The following is a 10,511-nucleotide window of genomic DNA, read 5'->3' on the forward strand; positions in this document are numbered from 1 at the left end:
CAAGACATGACGCTCGACCCCCCTACGATTTTGGCCCTTACGGTTGCCCTCGCCGCTGCGGCCGCGCTGTACCTGGCCGTTGAATGGCGCAGCGTGCGCGAACCCTCGTTGCTTTACTGGAGCGCCGGGTTCGCCACCATCACCATCGGCTCCACCCTCGCCCTGTTGCGCCTCAATGGCTACCTGATGATTGGCATCTGGTTCGCCAACGGCTTGCTGGTGACCGCACACTTCCTGTTCTTGCTTGGCGTGGCGCGCTTTACCCAGACGCGCCTGTCGCCCCTGTGGCTGCTGATGCTGGCGGTGTGGCTGGGCATGCTGATGCTGCCGGCGGACCCGTCGTGGTCCAAGGTCATGCTGGGGGTGCAGTCGCTGCTGGTGGCGCTGCCCACCCTGCGCGCCAGTTTTCTGCTGCGCCCCCATGGCAAGTCCCTGAGCATCGGCGCGGTGCAGTTGCGCTTCGTCTTGCTGATTCACGGCGCGTTTTATGTGGCCAAGGCGCTGTCGGTACTGATCCCGGGCACCTTGATTGATTTGGCCGCGTTCAAGGGCGAGATCATCCAGATTTCCCTGGTGGAAGGCGCGATGGCAATCATGCTGATCGCGCTGTCGATGACCGGCTCCGAACGCTACCGCCGCGAACAGCAGATCGCTCAACTCGCCGCCCGCGACCCACTCACGGCGCTGTACAACCGTCGCGCCCTGGACGTGCATGCGCCGCCCCTGCTGGCCCAGGTTGCGCCGGCACAACCGGGCGCGCTGCTGTTGATCGATATCGACAACTTCAAGTCGGTCAACGACCTCTACGGCCATGTGGCCGGCGACCGCCTGCTGATCGCCTTGAGCGAAATGATCCGCGCCGTCGTGCCTCAGGGTTCATTGGCTGCCCGGTTGGGTGGCGATGAATTCGTGATCCTGCTGCACCAGGCGTCGACACAACAGATCGTCGAACTGGGCAGTGGCCTGCGCGACCAGTTCCAGCAACTGGCCGCACAGTCCTTCACCACCCCGGCACCGGTGACCCTGAGCATCGGCGCCAACCTGTTCGATCAGCCACCGGCCAGCCTCACGGCCTTGATTGAACAAGGCGACACCGCGCTGTATGAAACCAAGCGCGGTGGCCGCGACAGCATCCGCCTGGTGGACCGCACGGGCTCACGCTCGGCGCCGTCCAATGCCTTCTGACGGCCCAATCAGGTAGTGAACCCGGCGCCGATAAGGGATATGCGCAAGCGACCAGGCTTGAATTCACCGTAGGAGCCAGCTTGCCGGCGATGGCGTTGGGTCAGGCGACATCTCTGTTGGCAGTGCCGCCGCTATCGCTGGCAAGCCAGCTCCCACAGGGGAATTGGCGTCAAACACCCTCTGTAGGAGCCGGCTTGCCGGCGATGGCGGTGGGTCAGGCGACATCTGTGTTGGCTGTGCTGCCGCTATCGCTGGCAAGCCAGCTCCTACAGGGGAATTGGCGTCAAACACCCTCTGTAGGAGCCGGCTTGCTGGCGATGGCGTTGGGTCAGGCGACATCTCTGTTGGCAGTGCCGCCGCTTTCGCTGGCAAGCCAGCTCCTACAGGGGAATTGGCGTCAAACACCCTCTGTAGGAGCCGGCTTGCCGGCGAAGGCGTTGGGTCAGGCGACATCTCTGTTGGCAGTGCCGCCACTATCGCTGGCAAGCCAGCGCCTACAGGGGAGCGGCGTGCGGTTAGAGGTCGTAGTTCACCGCCACACTGCGCCCGGTTTTCACCGATTCGAGCGCGCAATCGGCCAAGTGCAACGCATACAGGCCATCACGCACGCTTGTGGGCAACGGGTTGCCGCTGTTCAGCGCGTCGATGAATTGCGTCAGCTCATTGCGGTAGGCATCGGCGTACCGCTCCAGGAAAAAGTGCTGCAACGGCTCCAGCGCCTCGGTGTGTTCGGCACTCCAATGGCGCAAGGTGCTGGGCCGGTGGTTGTCGGTGAGCAGTACGCCGCGGGCCCCCGACACTTCCACCCGCTGGTCATAGCCATACACCGCCTGGCGGCAGCAGTTGATGTGGCATTGCTTGCCGGAGACTGTGCGCAGAAGCACCATCACGCTGTCGTAATCGTCGATCTCGGCCAGGCTCGGGTCCACCAGGCGACTGGCGATGGCGCTGACCTCCACCGGTTCTTCGCCGAGCAGGTGGCGAGCGGTGTCGAAGTCGTGGATGGTCATGTCGCGCAGAATGCCGCCGGAGTGTTCCAGGTAGTCACGCGGCGCCAGCCCGGGGTCGCGGCTGGTGATGATCACCTGACGCACCGCGCCGATCTGCCCCGCATCCAGGGCCTGGCGCAGGCGCAGCATGTCGGGGTCGAAACGCCGGTTGAAGCCAAGCATCACCCGCCCACCCTGGCGCTCGACAGCCTGGGCGGCGCTGCGGGCCTTGGCGATGTCCAGGTCGATGGGTTTTTCGCAAAGCACCGCCTTGCCTTCGGCCACCGCCGCCAGCAACAGGTCGATATGGGTGTCGGTGGGCGTGCCGATCACCACCGCGTCGATGTCCTTGCGGGTCAGCACCGCCGCGCAATCGTAAGCGGCTTCGCAGCCCAACTGCGTGCTCAGCGCATCGACGCCTTCGCGCCAGGGGTCGGCCACCAGCACCAGCGTGGCATTCGGGTGGGCAGCGACGTTGGCGGCGTGGATCCTGGCGATGCGCCCGGCACCCAGAACGGCGATTCTCAGCATGGTCGAACTCCTGATGTTGTTATTGAGGGAGTGCTTAGTCCGGCAGATTGAACGGCGTGACGATCTGCACCTGTGACGGCGCAATCGGCCCGGCCTTCCACAGCCGGTGGTATTGCAGGATGTGCAGAAACACGCTGCGGGCATCGATCTGCAGGTTGTGGTCGATGATCGCAGCGACTTTTTCTTCGAGCAGCAACTGGCGGTTTTCTTCGTCGAGGTCGTGGCCGATAAACACCTCCAGCGGCCGCTCCAGCGCGGCGAAGGCATCGACAATCGCCCGGTTGCCGCCGCCGACGCTGTATACCGCCTTCAAGTCAGGGTTGAGTTTCAAGGCCTGGGTGACGCGCTCGAACGTGCGGTCATACACGCCGTAGCCACCGCTGATATCCATGACCCGCAGGTGCGCAGCACGGCCGCGCAGCCAGGCACGAAAGCCCATCTCGCGCTCTTCTTCGCCGCGGAACAATTCACTGCCGATCACAACGGCCACGTCCTGCGGTTGCACCGGCAGCCAGCGCGACATCAGGTAGGCAGCGGTCTGCCCCGCCGTGCGGTTGTCCATGCCCACGTAGCCGATGCGCTCGCTTTGCGGCAGGTCGGTCACCAGCGTTACCACCGGAATGCCCGCCGCGATCAGTTGCTTGACCGCCTGGTTCACCGCCGGCTCATCGGCGGCCTTGAGCACCACGCCCTGGCTGCCGGTGTCGAGGCAGCGCAGCAGCTGGTCATGCATGGCCTGGGGTTCGATCTCTTCGAACAGGTGGAAACGCGGTGCGATGCGAAACGGCGCCAGGCTGGCCAGCTGCGCGACGATGGCCGCCTGCACCGCCGCGCTAAAACGCTGGGGCGTGTGCATGATCACGTCGACATGGAACGTACGCCCCACCGCCAGGCCGTTTTTCTCCTGGGCCTCCAACTCATCCAACGCCTGCTCGATACGCCGCCGCGTCTGCCCGTGCACGCTGCCGCGCTGGTGGAGCACACGGTCGACCGTGGCTTTGCTCACACCCGCCTGGGTGGCGAGCTGCTTGATGGAGAAGTGTTTGGCGCGTTCGAGCATGGGGTTGGCCTGAGGTGTTTTTGAGGTCTTTTTTGGGCGTTACTGAGGTTTCGCAATGCTAGTCTCAATTTTGCCCGCCGTCGAGCCGGGCGATGCACAACAACAAAAATTCCAGGAGAACCCCATGCCCCACACCGATCTCGCCACCTCGTTCAGCGGCCAATACTTCGTCGTCACCGGCAGCACCCAGGGCCTCGGCGCTGCGGTGGCCCACACCCTGGCGCAGCGGGGCGCCGCCGGGCTGATCCTCTGCGGTCGCCGCCGCGCCCAGGGCGAAGAGCAGGTGCGGCAACTGGCGCAGCTCGATTGCCAGGCGTTTTTTGTCGAGGCCGACCTGGAAAACGTCGAGGACTGCCGCGCGATCATCGAGGCTGCACGCACTCACTTTGGCACCTTGCATGGCCTGGTAAACTGCGCCGGCATGTCCGACCGCGGCACCATCCTCGACACCTCGCCCGAACTGTTCGAGCGTCTGTTTGCAGTGAACGTGCGGGCGCCGTTTTTCCTGATGCAGGAAGCCTTGAAGCTGATGATCAGCACCGGCGTGGAAGGCGCCGTGGTGAATATCCAGAGCGTCACCGGCCACGGCGGGCAATCGTTCTTGAGCGCGTATGCGGCGTCCAAGGGCGCGCTGGCGATCCTGACCAAGAACGTCGCGTTCAGTGCCCTGCGCAACCGTATCCGGGTGAATGGCCTGAACATCGGCTGGATGGACACGCCCCACGAGGATGAGATCCAGCGCCAATACCACGGCGCCGAGGACGGCTGGCTGGAAAAGGCCGAAAGCGCCCAACCCTTCGGCCGCCTGCTCAAACCCGAGGAAGTGGCGCAAAGCGTGGCGTTTTTGCTGTCCCGGGAGTCGGGCATGATGACCGGCGCGGTGATCGACCTGGAGCAAGGCGTGGTCGGTTGCACCGACAGCAGCACCCCGCAACCGCACCAGGCCCTGAGCCTGTCGGGAGGTGTGTGATGTCGGCGTTTGTCACAAGCGACGCCGTGCAACTGGCGGATTTCAGCCGCATCTGCGCGCAACGCGCCACACAGGATGATTACCCGCTGTGCGCTGAGGTGCTGAGCAATGTGCCGATCTATCAGGCCCGCAGCCTGCGTCACACCGACCGCCTGACGGTGATGAATGAACTGCACCGCCTGTTCCGCGATGGCCCGGGCGTGATGGTGGTACGCGGCGCCTACGAAGACCTTGAGGTGGTCGACCGCCATAGCCAGGTGTTCGAGGCGATCTTTGCCAATGAGGCCGCGCAAGGTGTGGCCGCCGACCACTTCGCCAAGGCCGGCAGCAACGGGCGAATCTGGAATTCCCTGCAAAAGGCCGCGTTGCAGTCGCCTGAATCGTTTGTCGAGTACTACGCCAACCCGCTGTTGGGGCTGATTGCCGAGGCGTGGCTTGGCCCGAGTTTCCAGGTCACCGCGCAGGTCAACGTGGTGCACCCCGGCGGCCAGGCGCAGCAGCCCCATCGCGACTATCACCTGGGCTTCCAGACCACCGACGTGGTGGAGCGCTTCCCCCTGCCCCTGCACGTGCTGTCCCAGTACCTGACGCTGCAAGGCGCGGTGGCCCATTCGGACATGCCGCTGGAAACCGGCCCCACCCAGTTGCTGCCGTTTTCCCAACAGTACGCCCTGGGCTACCTGGCGTGGCGCCGTGCGGAATTTATCAACTACTTCCAGCAACACGCCGTGCAACTGCCGCTGAACAAGGGCGACCTGCTGTTCTTCAACCCGGCGCTGTTTCACGCGGCCGGCACCAACCGCACGCCCGACCGCCAGCGCATGGCCAACCTGCTGCAGATCTCCTCGGCGTTCGGCAAACCCATGGAAGCCCTCGACCGCGACCGCATGATGCTGGCGGTGTACCCGGTGCTGCTGGCAAACACCACGCTGGATGCCAGCGCCGTAGAGGCCGTGATCGCCTGCACCGCCGACGGTTACTCATTCCCCACCAACCTCGACACCGACCCGCCCCTGCACGGGCTGGCCCCACAAACCGGGCAGCAACTGATGGTGCAGGCCCTCAACGAACGCTGGCCACTGGCACACTTTGCCGCTGCCGTGGAGCAGCTGCGCGCCAAACGCCAGGCGTGAATCACTCTGTTTTAACAACAACAAAAAATAACGGAGCACCCCCATGAAGAAGCAAGTCCTTGCGGCACTCTTTACCCTGGCGATCACCCCGTGGGCGCTGGCGGATATACGGATCGGCGTGAGCATCGCCCAGGTCGACGATGTGTTCCTCGCGCAGATGCGTGACTACATGGCAGCCCACGCCAAGGAACTGCCCGGCGTGACCCTGCAATTCGAAGACGCCCAGGGCGATGTGGTGCGCCAGCTCAACCAGGTGCAAAACTTCACCGCCCAGGGCATGGACGCGATTATCGTCAACGCCGTGGACACCGCCGCCACGCAGAAGATGACCGTCAATGCCCAGCAGGCCAAGACGCCGCTGGTGTACGTCAACCGCCGCCCGGAGTTCAAGGACGTGCCGGCTGGCGTGGGGTATGTCGGCTCCGACGAGATCAAGGCCGGTGAGATCCAGATGCGCTACCTGGCGGAAAAAATGGGCGGCAAGGGCAACCTTGCGATCATGCTCGGGCTGCTGTCCAACAACGCCACCCACAACCGCACCCAGGGCGTGAAGAACGTGCTCAAGGAGTACCCGGGCATCAAGATCGTCGAGGAACAAAGCGCCGAGTGGCAGCGCAGCAAGGCGATCGACCTGATGAACAACTGGATCGTCTCGGGCACCAGGATCGATGCGGTTGCCGCGAACGCGGATGAAATGGCGATTGGCGCGGCCATGGCGATCAGCCAGGCGGGCATGCAGCCGGGCAAGGACATCCTGGTCGCCGGCAGCGACGGCGGCGCCGCAGGGTTGGATGCCGTAAAAAAAGGCCAGTTGCTGGTGACGGCGTACCAGGACAACAAGGGCCAGGCCGTGGGCGCCATCGACCTAGCGGTGAAGATGGTGAAGAAACAACCCTACACCGCTGAACTGACCATCCCTTACCAGCAGATCACCAAGGACAACTACCAGGCCTTCCTCAACCCATAATCCCCCCAGCCCCCCTGTAGGAGCTGGCTTGTCGAATCGTCGCACCGCAGCGATGGCGGTCCATCAGTTAAACAACCATTGCCTGACAGACCGCTATCGCTGGCAAGCCAGCTCCTACATTGAATCAACGATGCACACTCCAAGGCCGAACTGGCAGGCCACACCTACCCCATACGCCAACGTGCGCCAGGGCTGCCACCTCTTCAGATAGGCCACTGTGTGCGTCACGCGCGCCAGGGTGAAACCGCCGCACAGCCAAAAGAAGGCGACGCTGTCATCCCCCAACACCACACATAACCCACCCAACACAAAAAACAGCGGGATATTCTCCAGATCATTCGCCCAAGCCCTCGCCGCCCGGGCAACCTGGGGCAGTTCTTCTGGCTGGGCCGCACGCTTGAAGAACGCCGCGTCTTCCCGATGGGTAAACGCCAAGCCCCGTAACCGGAAGTACCCCTGGTAGCAGGAAATCGCAAACATCTTCAGGCACAGCAACAGCACACACAGCGCATACACCTTCAGCAGGTCATTCATCGCGGCCTCCATTCACCACCAGATACAACAGCGGCCCCACCGAAACGAACACCGCCGTCAGCACAAAGTAAGGCACCAACGACGCCACCGAGCGCCCACGCCGGCGGGCATCCCGGTACATCCACACGCACGCCAGCACCGCCATCAGATAAAGGTCGATGACCACCTGGGCGGTGTCGGGCCGTGACATCAGTTCCAGCCCGAACGCCAACAACGATTGCTGCGCCGTCAGCATCGTGGCCAGGGTGTACAGCGAAAAGCCGAGCAATGCGGCGAGGGCGAGATAAGGTCTGCGCATGGCGTCTTCCTTGGAGTGATTGAGGCCCACCCTAGTGATAAGGTGACGGCCCTCGCAATGACCTCGGAGGTCATCAAACCCTCATGGACACCCCCACTCCCGCGGGCGAACTGCTGCGCCAGTTGCGCCGCAACGCCAAGCTCAGCCAGCTGGACCTGGCCCTGATCACCGGTGTTTCCCAGCGCCACCTCAGTTGCATCGAAACCGGGCGTGCCAAGCCCAGCGCTGGCACGCTGCACCGGGTGTTGACGGCCCTGGATGCGCCGCTGGAACACGCCAATCGAGTGTTCTTTGCCGCCGGCTACGCCCCGCGTTACGCGGCCACCCCGCTCGCCTCGCCCGCCATGGCGGCGGTACGTGAAGCAGTCCACCACGTGTTGCATGCCAACAACCCCGCTCCGGCGATTTTGCTGGGCAGCCACTGGGAAGTGCTGGCGGCGAATGCCAGTGCTGGGGTGCTGTTCGGGCTGGTCGGCCTGCAAGCGGACGCGGCCGATGGCTTGAACCTGCTCACCACCCTGCTGCAACCGAGTGGCCTGGGCGACCACCTGATCAATGCCGAGGAGATCCGCACCCTCGCCTGGCAACGAGCAACCCGCGAAGCACTGGGCAACCCCGAACTGGCTGCGTTACTGGCCACCTTGCCGGTGCCCGACAGCACCGAGCTGCCCGCGCAAATGCCGCCGTTGGTGCTCACACACATTCGCTCAACCCAGGGCGAGCTGAACTTCCTGTCGACCTTCACCACCTTTGGCATGCCCCAGGACATCACCCTGACCTCGCTGCGAATCGAACACCTGATTCCCGCCGACGAGCACACCTGGCAGGTCATGCGTGCGGCCTATGCCGACCATGCGGCGCTGGTTTTGTGAAATATCTGTACGTAGACTGCCGCCATACCTCCCACTTGAAGGCGGCGAAAAAAACGTGATGCAAGTTACCGAAGTCTCCATTGCCCAATTGCGCGCTGCGCTGGAAACCGGCCAGACCACTGCCGTTGAACTGGTCCAGGCGTACCTGGCGCGGATCGATGCCTACGATGGCCCGCAGACCGCGACCGCACTGAACGCCGTGGTGGTGCGCAACCCCCAGGCCCTGGAAGAAGCCCGGGCCTCCGACGCGCGCCGGGCCAAGGGCGAAACCCTCGGGCCCTTGGATGGCATCCCGTATACCGCCAAAGACAGCTACCTGGTCAAGGGCCTCACAGCCGCTTCGGGCAGCCCGGCATTTGCCAAGCTCACCGCCCATCGTGACGCCTTCACCATCGAACGCCTGCGCGCCGGTGGCGCCATCTGCCTGGGCAAGACCAACATGCCGCCGATGGCCAATGGCGGCATGCAGCGTGGCGTCTATGGTCGCGCCGAAAGCCCGTATAACGCCAATTACCTCACCGCTCCGTTTGCCTCCGGCTCCTCGAATGGCGCCGGTACCGCCACCGCCGCCAGCTTTGCCGCGTTCGGCCTGGCGGAAGAAACCTGGTCGAGCGGTCGCGGCCCGGCCTCCAACAATGGCCTGTGCGCCTACACCCCATCCCGTGGGGTGATTTCGGTGCGCGGCAACTGGCCGCTGACGCCGACCATGGACGTGGTGGTGCCCTACGCCCGCACCATGGCCGACCTGCTGGAAGTGCTCGACGTGGTGGTGGCCGAAGACCCGGACACCCGTGGCGACCTGTGGCGCCTGCAGCCTTGGGTGCCGATCCCGAGCGTGGCCTCGGTGCGCCCGGCGTCCTATGCCGAATTGGCCGCTGGCAGCGCCGCCCTAGCCGGCAAGCGTTTCGGTGTGCCGCGCATGTACATCAATGCTGACCCTGAGGCTGGCACCAGCGAAAAGCCCGGGATTGGCGGGCCAACCGGGCAAAAGATCAACACCCGTGCCTCTGTGATTACATTGTGGCAAGCCGCACGCCAGGCGCTGGAAGCGGCCGGCGCCGAAGTGATCGAGGTGGATTTCCCACTGGTCTCCAACTGCGAAGGCGACCGCCCTGGCGCGCCAACGGTGTTCACCCGGGGCCTGGTGTCCAAGGAGTTCCTGCACGATGAGCTGTGGGAACTGTCGGCCTGGGCCTTCGATGATTTCCTGCGCGCCAACGGCGACCCGACCTTGAACCGCCTGGCGGATGTGGACGGGCCGAAGATCTTCCCTCACGACCCGGGCACCCTGCCCAACCGTGAAGACGACCTGGCCGCTGGCATGGACGAATACGTACGCATGGCCCAGCGCGGCATCACCCCCTGGAATGAAATCAGCACCGTGCCGGACGGTTTGCGCGGCCTGGAACAAACCCGCCGCCTGGACCTGGAAGACTGGATGGACACCCTGGGGCTGGACGCCGTGCTGTTCCCCACCGTGGCCGACGTGGGCCCGGCGGATGCCGACGTCAACGAAGCCTCCGCCGACATCGCCTGGAGCAACGGCATCTGGGTGGCCAACGGCAACCTCGCGATCCGCCACCTGGGCGTGCCGACCGTGACCGTGCCGATGGGCGTGATGGCGGACATTGGCATGCCGGTGGGCCTGACGTTTGCGGGGCGTGCCTATGATGACTCCACCTTGCTGCGCCTGGCGGCCGCCTATGAAGCCACCGGCAGCAAACGCCAGATCCCACCCCGCACCCCGGCACTGACCACGGACTAACACGGTCCTTGTATGAGCCGGCTTGCCGGCGATAGCGGTCTGTCTGATTCACCGCCATCGCTGGCAAGCCAGCTCCTACAGTTGGATCGTGTCTCACCTCAAACCACATGCTGAACACGGTCCTTGTAGGAGCCGGCTTGCCGGCGATAGCGGTCTGTCTGATTCACCGCCATCGCTGGCAAGCCAGCTCCTACAGTTGGATCGTGT

General features: G+C 64.2%; 10 protein-coding genes. 6 read left to right on the forward strand and 4 right to left on the reverse strand.

Translation table 11 applies throughout. The features are described from left to right. Positions 1-6: 6 nt before the first annotated feature. Positions 7-1,185, forward strand: a complete 1,179-nt coding sequence (locus AC07SU_RS01605) for a GGDEF domain-containing protein (protein WP_494995997.1) — start codon at positions 7-9, stop codon at positions 1,183-1,185. A 515-nt stretch (positions 1,186-1,700) separates the two neighbouring features. Here AC07SU_RS01605 and iolG read toward each other — a convergent pair. Together iolG and AC07SU_RS01615 are read right to left on the reverse strand one after the other, a co-directional pair. Continuing rightward, positions 1,701-2,705 (reverse strand): inositol 2-dehydrogenase, encoded by a 1,005-nt coding sequence (gene iolG / locus AC07SU_RS01610; RefSeq protein ID WP_494995998.1) that lies wholly within the window; start codon positions 2,703-2,705, stop codon positions 1,701-1,703. 34 nt (positions 2,706-2,739) lie between these two features. Beyond that, positions 2,740-3,765: a LacI family DNA-binding transcriptional regulator gene (locus tag AC07SU_RS01615; protein WP_176995844.1), complete on the reverse strand. Its 1,026-nt coding sequence runs from the start codon at positions 3,763-3,765 to the stop codon at positions 2,740-2,742. Positions 3,766-3,889: 124 nt separating this feature from the next. Here AC07SU_RS01615 and AC07SU_RS01620 point away from each other — a divergent pair, with 124 nt between their 5' ends. The 3 genes from AC07SU_RS01620 to AC07SU_RS01630 are packed head-to-tail and all read left to right on the forward strand — an operon-like array spanning position 3,890 to position 6,835. Then, a complete protein-coding gene (locus tag AC07SU_RS01620; RefSeq protein WP_494995999.1) occupies positions 3,890-4,735 on the forward strand; it encodes an SDR family oxidoreductase in 846 nt (281 codons plus the stop codon). Beyond that, positions 4,735-5,868, forward strand: a complete 1,134-nt coding sequence (locus tag AC07SU_RS01625; protein WP_494996000.1) for a phytanoyl-CoA dioxygenase family protein — start codon at positions 4,735-4,737, stop codon at positions 5,866-5,868. Before AC07SU_RS01620 ends, AC07SU_RS01625 begins: the two co-directional genes overlap by 1 nt. Positions 5,869-5,911: 43 nt before the next feature. After that, positions 5,912-6,835 (forward strand): sugar ABC transporter substrate-binding protein, encoded by a 924-nt coding sequence (locus tag AC07SU_RS01630; RefSeq protein WP_494996001.1) that lies wholly within the window; start codon positions 5,912-5,914, stop codon positions 6,833-6,835. A 114-nt stretch (positions 6,836-6,949) separates the two neighbouring features. Here the strand turns inward: AC07SU_RS01630 and AC07SU_RS01635 are convergent, their stop codons facing one another. Both AC07SU_RS01635 and AC07SU_RS01640 read right to left on the reverse strand, forming a co-directional pair. After that, positions 6,950-7,369, reverse strand: a complete 420-nt coding sequence (locus tag AC07SU_RS01635; RefSeq protein WP_494996002.1) for an MAPEG family protein — start codon at positions 7,367-7,369, stop codon at positions 6,950-6,952. Then, positions 7,362-7,667, reverse strand: coding sequence for a DUF2834 domain-containing protein (locus AC07SU_RS01640; protein WP_494996003.1), 306 nt, complete (start codon positions 7,665-7,667; stop codon positions 7,362-7,364). The genes AC07SU_RS01635 and AC07SU_RS01640 overlap by 8 nt, the downstream gene beginning before the upstream one ends. A gap of 83 nt (positions 7,668-7,750) precedes the next feature. Between AC07SU_RS01640 and AC07SU_RS01645 the strand changes: the two genes are divergently transcribed. After that, the gene (locus tag AC07SU_RS01645; RefSeq protein ID WP_494996004.1) at positions 7,751-8,539 is read left to right on the forward strand and encodes a helix-turn-helix domain-containing protein; all 789 of its coding nucleotides are present in this window, start codon (positions 7,751-7,753) and stop codon (positions 8,537-8,539) included. A gap of 55 nt (positions 8,540-8,594) precedes the next feature. Further along, the gene (locus AC07SU_RS01650) at positions 8,595-10,304 is read left to right on the forward strand and encodes an amidase (RefSeq protein WP_494996005.1); all 1,710 of its coding nucleotides are present in this window, start codon (positions 8,595-8,597) and stop codon (positions 10,302-10,304) included. Positions 10,305-10,511: the final 207 nt, after the last annotated feature.

It is taken from the genome of Pseudomonas sp. GW821-FHT05H12 (assembly GCF_059419385.1).

Coding starts and splice junctions, on each gene's coding strand:
- AC07SU_RS01605 (WP_494995997.1), top strand. CDS start 7: ATGACGCTCGACCCCCCTACGATTTTGGCCCTTACGGTTGCCCTCGCC.
- iolG (WP_494995998.1), bottom strand. CDS start 2,705: ATGCTGAGAATCGCCGTTCTGGGTGCCGGGCGCATCGCCAGGATCCAC.
- AC07SU_RS01615 (WP_176995844.1), bottom strand. CDS start 3,765: ATGCTCGAACGCGCCAAACACTTCTCCATCAAGCAGCTCGCCACCCAG.
- AC07SU_RS01620 (WP_494995999.1), top strand. CDS start 3,890: ATGCCCCACACCGATCTCGCCACCTCGTTCAGCGGCCAATACTTCGTC.
- AC07SU_RS01625 (WP_494996000.1), top strand. CDS start 4,735: ATGTCGGCGTTTGTCACAAGCGACGCCGTGCAACTGGCGGATTTCAGC.
- AC07SU_RS01630 (WP_494996001.1), top strand. CDS start 5,912: ATGAAGAAGCAAGTCCTTGCGGCACTCTTTACCCTGGCGATCACCCCG.
- AC07SU_RS01635 (WP_494996002.1), bottom strand. CDS start 7,369: ATGAATGACCTGCTGAAGGTGTATGCGCTGTGTGTGCTGTTGCTGTGC.
- AC07SU_RS01640 (WP_494996003.1), bottom strand. CDS start 7,667: ATGCGCAGACCTTATCTCGCCCTCGCCGCATTGCTCGGCTTTTCGCTG.
- AC07SU_RS01645 (WP_494996004.1), top strand. CDS start 7,751: ATGGACACCCCCACTCCCGCGGGCGAACTGCTGCGCCAGTTGCGCCGC.